Source organism: Streptomyces sp. NPDC002564 (genome assembly GCF_042889645.1).
Classification (GTDB): Bacteria; Actinomycetota; Actinomycetes; order Streptomycetales; family Streptomycetaceae; genus Streptomyces.
Genome location: NZ_JBIARE010000002.1, coordinates 900,654 through 915,772, shown reverse-complemented (window position 1 = coordinate 915,772; position 15,119 = coordinate 900,654). Strand labels below are relative to the sequence as shown.

The 15,119-nt window shown below is 72.4% G+C and carries 12 protein-coding genes; 2 read left to right on the top strand and 10 right to left on the bottom strand.

What is annotated here, in order from left to right:
• Positions 1-142 precede the first annotated feature (142 nt).
• On the top strand, positions 143-2,248 hold the full coding sequence (locus tag ACFYXE_RS10280; protein WP_389310919.1) for a M6 family metalloprotease domain-containing protein: 2,106 nt from the start codon (positions 143-145) through the stop codon (positions 2,246-2,248).
• A 97-nt stretch (positions 2,249-2,345) separates the two neighbouring features.
• Here the strand turns inward: ACFYXE_RS10280 and ACFYXE_RS10275 are convergent, their stop codons facing one another.
• The 9 genes from ACFYXE_RS10275 to ACFYXE_RS10235 form a co-directional block, all read right to left on the bottom strand.
• Positions 2,346-3,089: a hypothetical protein gene (locus ACFYXE_RS10275; protein ID WP_389310917.1), complete on the bottom strand. Its 744-nt coding sequence runs from the start codon at positions 3,087-3,089 to the stop codon at positions 2,346-2,348.
• Positions 3,090-3,301: 212 nt separating this feature from the next.
• Positions 3,302-5,647, bottom strand: a complete 2,346-nt coding sequence (locus ACFYXE_RS10270) for a glycoside hydrolase N-terminal domain-containing protein (protein WP_389310915.1) — start codon at positions 5,645-5,647, stop codon at positions 3,302-3,304.
• Positions 5,648-5,779: 132 nt separating this feature from the next.
• The gene (locus ACFYXE_RS10265; RefSeq protein ID WP_361177660.1) at positions 5,780-6,280 is read right to left on the bottom strand and encodes a hypothetical protein; all 501 of its coding nucleotides are present in this window, start codon (positions 6,278-6,280) and stop codon (positions 5,780-5,782) included.
• 184 nt (positions 6,281-6,464) lie between these two features.
• Positions 6,465-7,397 (bottom strand): universal stress protein, encoded by a 933-nt coding sequence (locus ACFYXE_RS10260; protein WP_389310913.1) that lies wholly within the window; start codon positions 7,395-7,397, stop codon positions 6,465-6,467.
• Between the two features lie 134 nt (positions 7,398-7,531).
• Positions 7,532-7,774 (bottom strand): DUF397 domain-containing protein, encoded by a 243-nt coding sequence (locus ACFYXE_RS10255; RefSeq protein ID WP_361177656.1) that lies wholly within the window; start codon positions 7,772-7,774, stop codon positions 7,532-7,534.
• Between the two features lie 108 nt (positions 7,775-7,882).
• A complete protein-coding gene (locus ACFYXE_RS10250; protein WP_361177671.1) occupies positions 7,883-9,049 on the bottom strand; it encodes a thiolase domain-containing protein in 1,167 nt (388 codons plus the stop codon).
• Between the two features lie 38 nt (positions 9,050-9,087).
• Complete coding sequence (locus ACFYXE_RS10245; protein WP_389310911.1) at positions 9,088-10,167, bottom strand: thiolase domain-containing protein; 1,080 nt, start codon at positions 10,165-10,167, stop codon at positions 9,088-9,090.
• Positions 10,167-11,144, bottom strand: a complete 978-nt coding sequence (locus tag ACFYXE_RS10240; protein WP_389310909.1) for a Zn-ribbon domain-containing OB-fold protein — start codon at positions 11,142-11,144, stop codon at positions 10,167-10,169. The genes ACFYXE_RS10245 and ACFYXE_RS10240 overlap by 1 nt, the downstream gene beginning before the upstream one ends.
• An 82-nt stretch (positions 11,145-11,226) precedes the next feature.
• On the bottom strand, positions 11,227-12,027 hold the full coding sequence (locus tag ACFYXE_RS10235) for a crotonase/enoyl-CoA hydratase family protein (protein WP_389310907.1): 801 nt from the start codon (positions 12,025-12,027) through the stop codon (positions 11,227-11,229).
• A gap of 219 nt (positions 12,028-12,246) precedes the next feature.
• On the opposite strand from ACFYXE_RS10235, the gene ACFYXE_RS10230 reads away from it, so the two are divergent.
• Positions 12,247-13,869, top strand: coding sequence for an acyl-CoA synthetase (locus ACFYXE_RS10230; RefSeq protein WP_389310905.1), 1,623 nt, complete (start codon positions 12,247-12,249; stop codon positions 13,867-13,869).
• Between the two features lie 18 nt (positions 13,870-13,887).
• Here ACFYXE_RS10230 and ACFYXE_RS10225 read toward each other — a convergent pair whose 3' ends face one another.
• Positions 13,888-15,021 (bottom strand): FAD-dependent oxidoreductase, encoded by a 1,134-nt coding sequence (locus ACFYXE_RS10225; protein ID WP_389310903.1) that lies wholly within the window; start codon positions 15,019-15,021, stop codon positions 13,888-13,890.
• Positions 15,022-15,119 lie beyond the last annotated feature (98 nt).

The window sequence follows — 15,119 nt, the reverse complement described above, 5'->3', positions numbered from 1 at the left end:
ACGGAACGTGTCCCGGTGGCGGCCCGAAGGCACTCTGGCATCACCGCTCCGGGCGATCTACCTTGGCAGCGGTGCACGCACCACTCGCACGGCTTGTCATGCACTTGTCCATTTTGTCCCGGCAAGAGGCACGAGGTGAGCCATGTTCCTCCGTCACAGACGCGCCGCGCACGGACACCACACCCGTCCGCGCCGCGGCCAGGCCCGTCGTACGACCGTCGTCGCCACCGCGCTGGCCGCCCTTGCGGCCGCCGCCATCGGCACCGCCCAGGCGACACCCGACGAGAGCGGGGAGGCCGACCGGACCCGGCCCTCCCTGGTCCGGCCCATCGACCCGCAGAACTGGCGCAATCCCGACGACATGACCTGGAGCGAGTACCGCTCCGTGCCCGGCACGAACTGGGCCGACCCCGACATCGAGCCCACCCGGCGGACCTTCAAGGGCGCTCTGGTGCTCCTCGACTACCCCGACGAGGAGTTCACCGTCAGCGGACCGCCGGGGTCGACCGTGTTCGGCAACCCCCAGCCCACCGCATCCGGCGTACCGCGCGACGAACTGCCCGCGTTCTACGAGGACTTCCTCAACAAGCCCGGCACCCTGAACCGGGGCCACACCATCAACGAGTACTGGATGGAGGACTCCGGCGGTCGCGTCGGCGTCGACCTGAAGGCGTTCGGCGTGTACCGCATGCCGTTCAAGTCCTTCCAGTACGGCATCGAGCCGGGCATGAACCCCGGCGCCTGCCCGACCGGCAGCACCTGCGGCAAGGACATCCGCGCCAACGGCAAGGCGGCCTGGATCGCGCAGGTCGGCGAGGCGGAGGCGGCCAAGTACGACTTCGTCTTCTACCTCACCGCGGGGCAGGACGAGTCGTCCACCTGGCAGGAGTTCGGCCAGATGAAGTTCGGCTCCGAGGGGCAGGTACCGGCCGCATGGGGCCCGCCCTCCCCCATCCTGTCCGGGAGCAACGCCGCCACCACCCGCTACGTGCCGTGGACGTCCTGGCAGGCCGCGGCCCGCATCTGGCCCAACGCCGTCACCGGCTCCTCCACCCAGGCCGAGAGCTCCGGCATGGGGGTGTACGCCCATGAGCTCAGCCACATCCTGGGCATCGGCGACAACTACAACAATCCCTACGGCAAACCCCTGAGCCGCGCCTACACCGGCATCTGGAGCATGCTCTCGCGCGGTTCGTTCAACGGCCCCGGCGGACCGCACACCCGCTGGAAGATCCCCGCCACGGACGGCGGCTCGATGGGCTCGCAGCACATCCTGCGCGACAAACTCGAACTCGGCATCGTGGACGAGAAGAACGTGCTGCGTCTGGACCGTGACGCGCTGAAGGACTCCGGCGTGGTCGTCGCCAAGGTCACCGCCCGCTCCGCGCCGCCCGGCGCCACCGGCCTGTCCGGCGTCAACATCGCCATGAACCGCGACCTGTCCCCCGCCTGCGACCGCGACACCGACCCGCTGTGCGATGGCGGCGGCTACCAGAATTACACCGTCGAAGTCGTGGACCGGATGGGCATGGACTCGTTCACCCCGGACAACGGAGTGCTGATCACCAAGACCAAGAACGAGGACCGGGCCCCCTTCGCGTGGGTGATCGACAGCCACCCCGAGGACATCGACATGGTCGACTTCACCCGCCCCGACGGTACTCCGCAGAAGATCACCATGGGCGACTACCGTCAGCTGAGCGACGCGCTCTTCCACGCGGGGGCGGACTCCGGCAGCTCGTACGAGTACGTCGACCGGGCCAACCGCCTGCACTTCTACGTCACCGACATCCAGCGCAACCGCTCGCGCATCCTGTCGTACACCATCGCCGTCAAGTCCCTGGACGGCGCGGGCCCGCAGCGCCGCGGGGCGTCCCTGCGCCGCGGCGAGGCGGCGGGCAGCCCGGTCAAGGGCCGCGCCACCTGCACCTTCCCGCTCAAGAACACCGGCAGGGCGGCGGCCGAGGCGCCCGGCGGGCACCCCGAGGACGTCTCCCGCTACCTCGACTCCGACGTCTACCGGCTCTCCGCCGAGGCAACGGGGCGCGGCTGGTCCGCGTGGCTGCCCAACGAGCTGGCCACGGCCCGGGCCGGCGCCACGGTCGACGTGGACGTCGCCGTCACCGCGCGGCCCGACGCCCGCAAGAACGCCCGCATCACCCTCACCGCGCGCTCGGTGAGCGACCCGGGCAAGAGCGCCGAGGCCTCCTGCGTCGTCGACAGGAAGGGGAGCAGCCGACACGGGTGACCCGTGACGACGGGCCATTCCTGGGGGCGCGGTTCATCCCCTGGGTCACGGCCCACTCCTGGGGGGGGCGCGGGTCACGGCTCGCGTCCCCGAGGTGTCAGCGGGGCAGGCAGGCGCTCACTCCGCCGCTTCCGCCGGAGTTGAACGCCTTGATGCGCTGGTCGGCGTTGCCGTGGTCCCGGGAGCTGGTCCAGGGTGTGTCGTCGGCCAGGGCGGTGAGGGCCTGGCCCAGCTCCTGGGAGTCGCCGTCCTCGAACCGCAGGTCGTCGGAGCCGTAGAGGGTGGCGCCCGCCAGGCAGTCGGCCTGCAGCTCCGCCGCCACGTCGGACAGCCCCTGCACCCGGCCCTGCACGGCGTGCGCCCATTCGTGGGCGATCACCAGATAGACCCACGCGTCACCCTGCTGATAGCCGCTGCTCATCAGCTCCGCGTCCCAGGCGACGAAGTCCTGGGGGCGGCAGTAGAACGCGTTGAAGGCGACGGCGGGTTGGCCCGCGCAGGTGGGGGCCTCGGCGGTGCCGGGGGTGTAGGCGCCGCGCACGGTCGGCGAGTTGTAGGCGCCGCTGAAGTGCTCGTTCCAGTGCGCGCGCCAGAACCCGTCGACGACGTTGACGGCGTCCTGGGCCTCCGCCTGCCAACCGCGGTCCGGGGTCTGCCCACCGGCCGCCCCCGGCGTGCCGCCCCCTTGCGCCGGAGCGCTCGGGTCGGCCTGCGGGCCGCCGTCCGGCGCCGGGGAGCCGTCCGAACAGCCGCCCACGGCCAGGACCGCACCGACGGTGAGGGCGAAGAGAGGCCTTCGGCGGCGCGCCGCCCTGACGGGGTTTCCCGGGGTCACGTCCATACCGGTCTCCGTTCCGCGATGCTCAGATGATGGCCTCGATCCCCCCAGCCGTCGAGACCACCGCATCACTCCTGAGACCACCTCATCACGGCCGAGACCACCCCATCACGCCCGGGACCACCCCATCGCCGTCGAGATCACCCCGCCGTGCCAGGACGCATGCCGCCCGCCCGGACCCCGCGTCCCGTCGTCCCGTCGTCCCGGCGCCCCGCTCACTCGAAGACGTACCGCTGCCCCGCCCGCACCTTCACCACCTTCGATCCGCCCCCGAACAGGTCGCTGCGCAGGGTGAGTTCACGGGTACGCGTGGCGGTCAGCGTGATGCGGGTGGCGCGGCCCGACGACCAGTCGATGTCGAGCGTGGCGCCGCCGCGGGCCCGCAGACCGCGCACCGACCCCTCGGGCCAGGTCGCGGGCAGGGCCGGCAGGATCTCTATCGCCGTGTGCTGGCTCTGCAGGAGCATCTCGACGATGCCGGAGGTCGCACCGAAGTTGCCGTCGATCTGGAACGGCGGGTGGGTGTCCCAGAGGTTGGGCAGCGTCGAGGACTTGAGCTGTTCGCCGAGCATCTTGTGCGCGTGGTCGCCGTCGTGCAGGCGGGCCCAGAAATTGATCTTCCAGGCCTTCGACCAGCCGGTGCCGCCGTCGCCGCGCGCCGTCAGGGAGACCTTGGCCGCGTCGGCCCACTTGCTGCCCGGCTCGATCTGGCGCCCGGGGTGCAGGGCGTAGAGGTGGGAGACGTGGCGGTGGTCGTCGGCGCGGTCGTCGAGGTCCGTCTTCCACTCCTGGAGCTGGCCCCACGAGCCCACGCGCAGGCCAGGATCGAGGGCTCTGAGCGTCTTCTCCAGCTCGGCGCGGAAGGCCGGCGCGTCGCCGAGGACCCGGGCGGCCTCCAGCGTGTTGGTGAACAGGTCGTGGACGATCTGCTGGGCCATGGCGTCGCCCGCGGTGAAGTCGCCGTGCTCGGGCGAGTAGCTGGGCGTCACGATCAGCGTGCCGTCACGCGGGTCGGCGCGCAGGTTGTCCAGCCAGAACTCGGCGGCCTCCTTCATCGGGGGATACGCGGTGGTGCGCAGGTAGTCCGTCGAGCCGCCGAAGCGGTAGTGCTCGTAGAGCTGCGCGGTGAGCCAGGCCGCGGCCTCGGGGAACCAGAAGGAGGTCGACCAGTCGTGGACCCCGGTGAAGCCGAAGGGGTTGGTCTCGTTGTGCACGACCCAGCCACGGCTGCCGAACATCTCCTCGGCGGTGCGCCGCCCGGGCGCGCGCAGCGCCTCGACGAAACGGTCGTAAGGGGCCGTCGTCTCGGGGAGGTTCGCCGCCTCGGCGAGCCAGTAGTTCATCTGGAGGTTGATGTTGGTGTGGTAGTCGGCCGACCAGGGCGGGGTGGTGCTGTTGTTCCACACGCCCTGGAGGTTGGCGGGCAGCGAGCCCGCACGCGAGGAGGCGATGAGGAGGTAGCGGCCGTACTGGAAGAAGAGGGCCTCCAGGGCCCGGTCGGCGGCGGCCGCGCCGGTGCCGTACTGCTTGAGCAGCCGGTCGGTGGGGACGTCGGCGGGCAGCGCCTGCCCGATGTTCAGGGCCACGCGGCCGAACAGGGCACGGTGGTCGCCCAGATGCCGGGTGCGCAGCGCGCCGTGGCCCGTCGTCACGGCCTTGTCGACGGTGCGGGTGACGGTGGCGTGCGGGTCGTCGCCCCGGTAGTCGGGGTAGGTGTCGGCGTACTCGGTGCCCGCGGCGAGTACGAACCAGACGTGGTCGGCGCCGGTCACCGTGACGCTGCCGTCGCCGTTCGCCACCCGCTTGCCGCCCTGGTTCAGCACCCGCAGCTGGGCCTCGAACGTGAGCGCGTTGTCGGCGAGTTCACCTCGTACGGTGATCCGGTCGCCGTTCGCCCGCGCGGTGAAGTCGGCGCGCGGCGAGCCGTACCGGAGCGTGCACGTGACCTGTCCGGTGCGGTCGGCGGACAGCTTCCCGACGATCACCCCGTCGGGACAGGAGGCGAAGAACTCCCGCTGGTGGTGCACCTGTTCATGGGTGTACGAGACGGTCGCGAGGCCCTGGGCCAGGTCGAGGGAACGGCGGTAGGTGCCGTCGGGCGCGGCCGGGGCGCCGGGCATCTCGATGTGGAGGTCGCCGAAGGTCTGGTGGGCGCCGTAGCCGCGCCGGGCCTGGCCAAGTCGCGCCGCGACGGCGTCCGGGGAGAGCCGGCCCTTCGTGTCGAGTTCGTCGCGCAGGGCGTCGAGGGCGCCGGGGCGGTCCTCGCGCCAGTTCCCGAAGTCGTAACCCTCCCGGGAGCCGGGGCCGCCGGTCCACAGCGTCTTCTCGTTGAACTGGAGCCGTTCGGAGGCGAGGGTGCCGAAGACCATCGCACCGAGGGCTCCGTTGCCGATCGGCAGCGCCTCGCGCTCCCAGTCCGCGGCGGGCGCCGCGTACCAGAGAAGCGATTCATCGGAGGTATCGAGTCCCGGACGTGCGTCAGCCGCCGCGGCGGACCCGGCACCGGCGAGCGTGCCACCGCCCGCCGCCAGTGCGGCCGCACCGCCGATCGCGGACCTCATGGTCGTTCTTCGCGTGATCCCCTGAGTCATGTCCGGTCACGTTAAAAGTCCGATGACTGCGTGGCAAGAGCACGACACAAAACTGCCCCGCTCCGTGGCAGGAACGGGGCAGCGCGGGGACAGGAGGAACGGTCAGCCCTGCTGGAAGAGCTCCGCGGGCAGCGGCTTCAGGAGCGCGTACAGGTCGTCGGTGATCGGTCGGTCCCAGGCCGCGATGGTCACCAGGACGTTGTCGCTGCGGTCGAACTGGACGCAGGAGATCCGGCTCTCCGAGAGCTTCAGGCGGCGCACGATGAGGAGGTTGTCCCCCTGCATCACCGGCATGTCCTCGGAAGAGACGACCGTGACCTCCTCCTCGTTCTCCAGCGCCAGGAGAAGCTGGGCCACCTCGAAGGGGATCTCGCCCTCGGCGGTCTCACGGGCGGGCGATCCCTCGGGAAGATTGCCGATGATCATCGCGGGGCCGCGGCCGCCGAACAGGTCGTAGCGCAGGAAGACGCCCTGGCAGCTGCCGTCGGGGGCGGGCAGCAGGCCCGCGCCGAGATTGCCGGGCCAGTCACCGGGGTCCATGGCCAGGACATCGAAGTCCGGGCCCGCGGGAGTGGCGGAGCTGCGGCGGCGGAGGAAGGACATGCGCCCATGGTACGTGGCCCGCCGCGCGAACCGGCGCCGGGGCCACGCCCCCGAAAGGCGCCGCGCCGGGGTCTCTGAGGTTCCGTACCGCTCGTGTGACCAGCGAGGACACGGCCGGGGCACGCCGTGCCGTTCACCGGGAAGGGGGCCGCTGGGCACAGCCGCCCGCCCCGACGCCTCCTCCTCAGCCCGCCGCCGGCTCCGGCGGTACCACCGCCACCGGGCACCCCGCGTGCGGCAGCACCGCGTGGGTGACGGAGCCGAGGATCCGGCCGGGGGCCAGCCTGCGCCGGTGGCGGCCCACGACCAGGAGGTCGGCGCCCTGGGAGGCCTCCACGAGGTGCCGGGCGGCGTCACCGGGGGCGACGACCACGTCCACCGGCACCTCGGGGTGGCGCGTGAGGTAGGGCGTGAGCACGTCGTCGGCGAGCTCGCCGTAGTCCCGCTCCGTCTCCTGGTCGGCGACCGCGTTCATCACGAAGTCACCGGCGGGCGTGCAGCTCAGCACGGGCCACGGGTAGGCGGCGACGACCTGCAGCCGGGCCCCGCGCCGCTCGGCCTCGGCGAAGGCGAACGCGACGGAGTTCTCGTCCGGCGCGGGCGCCGAGAGCCCGAGGACCACGCGCGGTCCCGCCGCCGCCCCGGGGTCCGCGGTCTGCCCGGCCGCCGTCGGGCGGGGCACGATCACCACGGGGCAGGCCGCCTCGCGTGCGCACGCGAGACCGTTGGAGCCGAGCAGCAGGCTGGCGAAGCCGCCCCTGCCGCGCGAGCCGAGCACCAGCAGGCCGGCCCCGGCGCCGAGCCGCGGCAGCTCGCGCCCGGGACTGCCGTCCACGCCGACGAACTCCAGCTCGGGCAGGTCGGCGCGGCCCACGAGGGCGGCGCGCACCTGATCGAGCACCGGGTCGCTCTCGGTGCGTTCGAGCACGGAGGAGAAGGGGCCGTCGACGAGCGGCATCTCGTACCCCCGCACATGCGTGATGCGCAGGGGCACGCCGCGCAGCCGTGCGGCGGTCAGCGCCCACTCCAGGGCGCGGCCGCTGCCGGCCGAACCGTCGACGGCCGCGACGACGCGCTCGCCGTCCCCGGACCCGTTGCCGCTCACGGACTCACTCACGGACTCGACTGTCGCGTTGCTGACCGGTTCGCTGCTCATGGCTTCAGCCTCGTGCAGTCCGGCCCCCGGAGGGAGAGTCGAAAGTCACGTGCTCGGCGGGGTCCAAGGACCGTCGGGCGCCGTCGCGCCGGGCGCTACGTGAGGTCGAACTCGCCCGCGCGGGCGCCGTGGACGAACGCGCCCCACTCGGCCGGGGTGAAGATCAGCGAAGGGCTCTCGGGGCGCCCGCCGTTGCGCATCGCGATGAAGCCCTCCACGAAGGCGATCTCCACGTCCCCCCGCCCTTCACTGCTGGATCGCCAGTCCGCGGTGCTGAGGTCGAGCTGCGGCTTCTCCCAGCCCGCGAGCGGGTGTTGCTGAATGGTGCTGTCGGCCACGTCGGTGCTCCTCCCGGATGCGTCGTCCGGCGCCAGCCTAGCTTTCGCTCCCGGCGCCGGACAGGCCGCGGCGGAAGGTCTCGGTCCACCCTCGCGCGGCGAATGCCCTCAGGTGGTGGGCGGGCGGTCCCCGACGAGCCACATGGCGAAGAACTGCGAACCGCCCCCGTAGGCGTGCCCCAACGCCTTGCGGGCGCCGTCGACTTGGTGCTCGCCCGCCTGACCGCGCACCTGAAGTGCCGCCTCGGCGAAGCGGATCATCCCGGAGGCGCCGATGGGGTTGGTCGACAGGACGCCCCCGGACATGTTGACCGGGAGGTCGCCGTCCAGCTCCGTGACGCCGGACTCGGTGAGCTTCCAGCCCTCGCCCTCGGCGGCGAAACCGAGGTTCTCCAGCCACATGGGCTCGTACCAGGAGAACGGCACGTACATCTCGACGGCGTCGATCTCCCGGCGCGGGTCCGCGATGCCGGCCTGCCGGTAGACGTCGGCCGCGCAGTCCTTGCCGGCCTGCGGGGACACGAAGTCCTTGCCCGCGAAGAGCGTCGGCTCGCTGCGCATGGCGCCGCCGTGCATCCAGGCGGGCGGGCGGGGCGAACGGGCCGCGCCCGCCCGGTCGGTGAGGACCATCGCGCAGGCGCCGTCGGAGGACGGGCAGGTCTCCGAGTAGCGGATCGGGTCCCACAGCATCGGCGATGCCTGGACCTTCTCCAGGGTGATGTCCTGCTCGTGGAGGTGCGCGTAGGGGTTCTTGAGGGCGTTGCGCCGGTCCTTGTAGGCGACGAGCGCGCCGACGCCGTCGGGGGCTCCGGTGCGCCGCATGTACGCGCGTACGTGCGGGGCGAAGAATCCGCCCGCGCCCGCGAGCAGCGGCTGCTGGAAGGGGACGGGCAGCGAGAGGCCCCACATCGCGTTGGATTCCGACTGCTTTTCGAAGGCGAGGGTGAGGACCGTGCCGTGGACGCGGCCCGCGACGAGGTTGGCCGCGACGAGGGCCGTGGAGCCGCCGACGGAGCCCGCCGTGTGGACGCGGAGCATGGGTTTGCCGACGGCGCCGAGGGCGTCGGCCAGGTACAGCTCGGGCATCATGACGCCCTCGAAGAAGTCGGGCGCCTTGCCGATGACGACGGCGTCGATGTCGGCCCAGGTCAGCTCCGCGTCGTCCAGGGCGCGGCGGGCGGCCTCGCGGACCAGGCCGGCGATCGACACGTCGTGCCGTGCGGCCACGTGCTTGGTCTGGCCGATCCCGACCACGGCGACGGGTTCCTTGGCCACCCGCTTCCCGGCCACGGGCGCGGTCCCCTCAGGACTGCTCATCGGGCGTCTCCTTCCAGGACGGCGACCAGGTTCTGCTGCAGGCACGGCCCGGACGTGGCGTGGGCGACGGCGCGGTCGGAGGCACCGCGGTGGATGCGGGCGGCGGCCTCGCCGATCCGGATGAGTCCGGCGGCCATCACGGGGTTGGCGGCGAGGGCGCCGCCGGACGGGTTGACGGTGACGTCGTCGCCGAGGCCGAGGACCTTGCGCAGGACGACCTCCTGCGAGGTGAAGGGGGCGTGCAACTCGGCGGTGTCGACCGGCCGTTCGAAGAATCCGGCGCGCTCGGCGGCGAGCCGGGTGGACGGCGAGTCGGTGAGGTCCCGGACGCCGAGGCCGTGCGCCTCGATGCGGTGGTCGATGCCGCGGATCCAGGCGGGGCGCTCGCACAGCTCCCCGGCCCGCTCCCCCGCCGCGAGGATCACGGCGGCGGCCCCGTCGCCGATCGGCGGGCAGTCCCCGGTGCGCAGCGGGCGTACGGCGTACTCTCCCTGCGCGACGGCGCCGCGCAACTGCGCGTGGGCGTTGTCGGCGGCGTCCGCGCGGCTGCGGCTCGCGACGCCGGCGAGGGCGGGCTCGTCGGTCTCGCCCGCGTCGATCAGCGCCTGCGCCTGGAGGGCGGCGAGGGCCACCGCGTCGGGCCAGAGCGGGGCCAGGTAGTACGGGTCGAGCTGGCGGGTCAGGACGTCGCGCACGGAGCCCGGCGACGACTTGCCGTAGGAGTAGACGAGCGCGGTGTCGGCCTCGCCGGTCTGCAGCTTCACCCAGGCCTCGTACAGCGCCCAGGCGCCGTCCATCTCGACGTGCGACTCGGAGATCGGCGGCCAGGCGCCCACCCCGTCGAGCGCCATGGTGAAGGAGAAGGCGCGGCCCGCGAGGTAGTCGCACGATCCGGAGCAGGTGAAGCCGATGTCGCTGGTCTTGAGGCCGGTGGCGGCGAGCACCTGGTGCAGCACCGGCATGAGCATCTCGACCTCGGAGAGCTCGTCGGAGGTGCGCAGGTGGTCGCTCTGCCCGAAGGCGACGACGGCGACCTCGCGGGCGGGCCGCATCACGGACGGCTTTCGGGGCGCCATCACACCAGCTCCTTGTACGTGTCGTAGTCGGCGTCGGGCTCGCCGGTGGGGCGGTAGTGGTCGGGGAAGCGGCCGCCCTCGGTCCACACCGGTTCGACGCGCAGGCCCATGCGGACCTGGTCGTAGGGGATGCCCGCGATGCGTGCGTGCAGGGCGAGGTCGGCGCCGTCGAGCGCGATGTGCGCGTAGACGTAGGGGACTTCGATGTCGAGGTTCTTCGCCTTGATGTTCACGATGCAGTACGTGGTGACGGTGCCGCGCGGACCGACCTCCACGCGCTCGACCGTGGCGACGCCGCAGGTGGGGCAGGCGCCGCGGGGCGGCACGTACACCTTGCGGCAGGAGGGGCAGCGCTCGCCGACCGTCTTGCGTTCGGAGAGCGCGTTGATGTAGGCGGTCTGGGCGCGGCCCGGCGAGTAGGTGTAGTCGAGGCGTGCGGCGGCGACGATGCCGGTCACGGGGTCCTCGAACACCCCGTCGTGCGGTGCGGGTTCTCGTGCCGTCCCGTCTCCTTCACGCGGTGCGGGTTCGTGCGGTTCGAAGCAGGCGATGTCCGTGATGGCGCCGGTCCGGTCGGCGGCCCAGCGGACGCGGACCCGCATGCCGGTGCGGACCGCGTCGGGGCCCGGCGCGTCCAGGGCGTGCAGCAGGGCGGTGTCGGCGCCGTCGAGGGTGACGAGGACCCAGGCGAAGGGCGTGTCGAGGGGCTGGCCGCGGCGGGGTTCGTGGTTCCAGGCCCAGGTGGTGACGGTGCCGGTGGCGGCGACCTCGACCAGGTCGCGCAGTTCCTCGGCGGTCACCGGGTCGTACTCGACGGGCGGCACGAGGGTGCGGCCGTCGCCGGTGCGCACCCCGAGGACGGTGCGTTCGCGCAGGCCGGTGAGGAAGGCACTCTGGACGGGCCCGAGGGAGCGGGTGAAGGGGAACTCGACGACGAGCGGCGCGCGCAGCACCTCCGGCGAGGGGGCGGACGTCATGGCAGCACTCCGTTTCACGTGACGGCGGGGGCGCCCCGGCGAGGGGCGTGGGTGGCCGCTGCGGCCCGCAGCGGCACGGCGGCTACGCGCGCCGGAAGACCGGGGCCCGTTTCTCCGCGAAGGCCTTGGAGCCCTCCTTCGCGTCGGCCGTGTCGAAGACCGGCCACCCCCGTTTCAGCTCGGCCGCCAGGCCGTCCGTCTCCGTGAGTTCGGCGGCCTCGTACACGGACGCCTTGACGGCCTCGACGGCGAGCGGCCCGCACGCGTTGATCTGTTCGGCGACGACGAGCGCCTTGTCGAGCGCGGTGCCGTCCGGGACGACGTGTCCGATCAGGCCGATCGAGGCGGCCTCGGCCGCGGAGTAGGGGCGGCCGGTGAGCAGCATTTCCAGGGCGTGGGTACGGGGGATCTGGCGCGGCAGGCGGACGGTGGAGCCGCCGATGGGGAACAGTCCGCGCTTGACCTCGAAGAGGCCGAAGGTCGCCGACTCGCCCGCGACGCGGATGTCGGTGCCCTGCAGGATCTCGGTGCCGCCCGCCACGCAGTAGCCCTCGACGGCGGCGATGACGGGTTTGCGGGGGCGGTGGTGGCGCAGCATCGCCTTCCAGTGCAGGTCCGGGTCGTCCTTGAGCCGGTCCCGGTACTGCTCGCCCGTCATGCCCTGGCCGGCGAGCGCCTTGAGGTCCATGCCGGCGCAGAACGAGCCGCCCGCGCCGGTGAGCACGATCGAGCGGATGTCGTCGTCGGCGTCGGCCGCCAGCCAGCCGTCGTAGAGGCCCACGAGCATCGGCAGCGACAGTGCGTTCTTCGCCTCCGGCCTGTTCAGCGTGAGTATCAGTGTGGCGCCTTCGCGCCGCACGGAGAGGTGTTCCGTCCCACCCATTGCCGTGCTCCCTCCGTCGCCGGCCGTCCTGTCGCCGCCGGACCTGGAACAGGTTGCAGTAGCCGGGGAGCCAGTTCAATAGTTTTCTGACACTCAGTCAGTTTTCTTGCGCGGAGGCCCTTCCCACTTGTGTGCGCCTCTGCTCTGATGACCGCCAAGCCGGACGCCGCTCGGGACGGGCGAGACGTCACTGTGGACGCCGGGGTCAGGAGGAGTGCGGTGGAGTACAACCTTGCCGACCTGTTCGAGTCGGTCGTCGACGTGGTCCCCGACCGCGAGGCGCTCGTCTACATCGACCACCCCGGCACGGGCGCGGAGCACCGTCTGACGTATGCCGCGCTCGACGCGGCCGCCAACCGCATCGCCCACCACCTGATCGACAGCGGCCTGCAGCCGGGCGAGCACCTGGGTCTGCACCTGTACAACGGCGTCGAGTACCTGCAGACGGTGCTGGGCTGCCTCAAGGCGCGCCTTGTCCCGGTCAACGTCAACTATCGCTACGTCGAAGAGGAGTTGGTCTACCTCTACCGGGACGCCGACCTCGCGGCGCTCGTCTTCGACGCCGAGTTCACCGCGCGGGTCGCGGCGGCGCTGCCGCGCACGGAGAAGCTGCGGCACCTGATACGGGTGGGGGCGCCGCCCGCGGACGCGCCCCCGCTCGACGTGGTGGCCTTCGCCGACGCGGAGGCCGCGGCGTCACCGGAACGCGGGTTCGGTCCGCGCTCGGCCGACGACCTGTTCATCATCTACACCGGCGGCACGACGGGCATGCCCAAGGGGGTGATGTGGCGCCAGGAGGACCTGTTCTTCGCGGGGCTGTTCGGCGGCGAACCGACGGGCGAGCCGGTGAAGCGGCCCGAGGAACTGGCCGAGCGGGTCGCGGCGGGCGGTCCCGGCCTCACCTTCTTCCCCACTCCCCCGCTGATGCACGGCACGTCGACGCTCACGTCGTTCATCGCCTTCAACTACGGGCAGCGGGTGGCCCTGCACCGCAAGTACGTGCCCGAGGAGGTGCTGCGCACCATCGAGAAGGAGAAGGTGTCGAGCGTGTCGCTGGTCGGCGACGCGATGCTGCGCCCCCTCATCGACGCGCTGCACGGCCCCCTCAGGGGCACCGACCTGTCGTCCCTGTTCAGCGTCTCCTCGTCCGGCGCGATCATGTCGGATACGGTGCGCGCCCAGTTCCAGGCGCTGGTGCCGAACGTGCTCCTCCTCAACAACTTCGGCTCGTCCGAGTCGGGCTCCAACGGCAAGGCGACGGACGACTCGGGCCCCGAGAAGGGCTTCCGCCTGGAGGTCAACGAACGCACCCAGGTGGTGGATCTCGCGACGCACGAGCCGGTGCCGGTGGGTGAGGTCGGCCGCCTGGCCCAGCGCGGCCACGTGCCCCTCGGCTACTACAACGACCCCGCGAAGACCGCCGAGACCTTCTTCCAGAAGGGCGCGGAGCGCTGGGTGCTGCTCGGCGACATGGCGACGGTCGACGAGGACGGCATCGTCACCGTCCTGGGCCGGGGCTCGCAGTGCATCAACACGGGCGGCGAGAAGGTGTATCCGGAGGAGGTCGAGCAGGCCCTCAAGTCACACCCCGACGTGTACGACGCCCTGGTCGCCGGGGTGCCCGACGAGCGCTGGGGCAGCCGGGTGGCCGCGGTCGTGCAACTGCGCGGCTCGGCGGACCCGTTGGACCTGGAGAAGATCCAGACCCACTGCAGGTCCCTGCTCGCCGGTTACAAGATCCCGCGGGCCGTGGTCTTCACGGACCGCATCCAGCGCTCGCCGAGCGGCAAGGCCGACTACCGGTGGGCGAAGGCGGTGGCGGCCGGCGACCAGGCGCCGTGAGCCGGTCGTCCGCGGCGCTCACCGGGCCTGCTCGGCCCCGGTGAACATGTCGACCAGGCTGTGGGGCGCGCCGGCACCGAACATGCGCTCGTGGAGGCGGGCGGCCTCGACCGCCTCCGCGGCGCTGCGGGGGAACAGCGCCCGCTCGTACTCCGCCAGCGCGGCCTCGGCGTCCCCGGGGTGCGCGGCGAGGGCCTTGCCGAGTTCGGCGCCGTCATACATGGCCAGGTTGGCGCCCTCGCCGGACGGGATCATGAGGTGGGCGGCGTCGCCGAGCAGGGTCACCCCCGGCACCCGCTCCCACCGGTGGTCGGCCGGCAGTGTGTGCAGCGGGCGCAGGACCGGCGCGGTCTCCCCGTCGGTGATCAGCACGGTGAGCTCCGGCGCCCAGCCGTCGAACTCGGCCGCGACGCGCGCGGTGACCGCGTCGGCGTCGGTGAAGTCGAGCGCGGCGAACCACTCCTGGGGCCGGGCGAGTGCCACGTACGTGTGCAGGGTGCCGCCGGTCTCCCGGTGGGCCTGGATGCCCTTGCCCGGGACGAGCGCCAGCAGGGACCCGGCGCCGACGGCCTTCGCGGCGTCCGGGTGCCGGGTGTCGCCGTCGAACAGGTAGGTCTCGACGTACGACGTGCCGACGTACGCGGGCCGTGCGTCGGAGAGCAGCGGCCGCACCTTGGACCAGGCGCCGTCGGCGCCGACGAGGAGGTCGGTGGTCACGGTCGTCCCGTCGGCGAACGCCACCTCGTGGCGGCCCGCGCCCAGGGGGCGGACGCCGGAGACCTTGTGGCCCCAGCGGACGGTGCCGGTGGGCAGCGAGTCGAGCAGGATGCGCCGCAGGTCGCCGCGGAGCACCTCGGGGCGCCCGCCCGTGCCGTCGTCGGGCTCGTCGTGCAGGACGGCGCCGTGCCGGTCGAGGACGCGCAGGGCCTCGCCACCCTCGTGGATGAGTGCGCGGAACGCGTCGGTGAGTCCGGCCGCGGCCAGGGCGGGCTGGCCGTTGTGCTCGTGGATGTCGAGCTGTCCGCCCTGCGTACGGGCGTCGGCGGAGGCTTCCGCCTCGTAGACCGTCGCGGGGATGCCGTGGACGTGCAGGACACGGGCGAGCGTGAGGCCGCCGAGTCCGGCGCCGATGATCGTGACGGGGGTGCGCATGGTGACTCCTTCGGGTGGGGGTGTCGGTGAGGGTGCCGGTGTGGGTGCCGTCCGGGGACGGGATTGGAACACCGTTCCACTCTCATGTTGGAACGACG

Bases quoted from the DNA above. Each gene is read 5' to 3' on its own strand.
- ACFYXE_RS10280 (WP_389310919.1), top strand. From the start codon at position 143: ATGTTCCTCCGTCACAGACGCGCCGCGCACGGACACCACACCCGTCCG.
- ACFYXE_RS10275 (WP_389310917.1), bottom strand. From the start codon at position 3,089: ATGGACGTGACCCCGGGAAACCCCGTCAGGGCGGCGCGCCGCCGAAGG.
- ACFYXE_RS10270 (WP_389310915.1), bottom strand. From the start codon at position 5,647: ATGAGGTCCGCGATCGGCGGTGCGGCCGCACTGGCGGCGGGCGGTGGC.
- ACFYXE_RS10265 (WP_361177660.1), bottom strand. From the start codon at position 6,280: ATGTCCTTCCTCCGCCGCCGCAGCTCCGCCACTCCCGCGGGCCCGGAC.
- ACFYXE_RS10245 (WP_389310911.1), bottom strand. From the start codon at position 10,167: ATGGCGCCCCGAAAGCCGTCCGTGATGCGGCCCGCCCGCGAGGTCGCC.
- ACFYXE_RS10240 (WP_389310909.1), bottom strand. From the start codon at position 11,144: ATGACGTCCGCCCCCTCGCCGGAGGTGCTGCGCGCGCCGCTCGTCGTC.
- ACFYXE_RS10235 (WP_389310907.1), bottom strand. From the start codon at position 12,027: ATGGGTGGGACGGAACACCTCTCCGTGCGGCGCGAAGGCGCCACACTG.
- ACFYXE_RS10225 (WP_389310903.1), bottom strand. From the start codon at position 15,021: ATGCGCACCCCCGTCACGATCATCGGCGCCGGACTCGGCGGCCTCACG.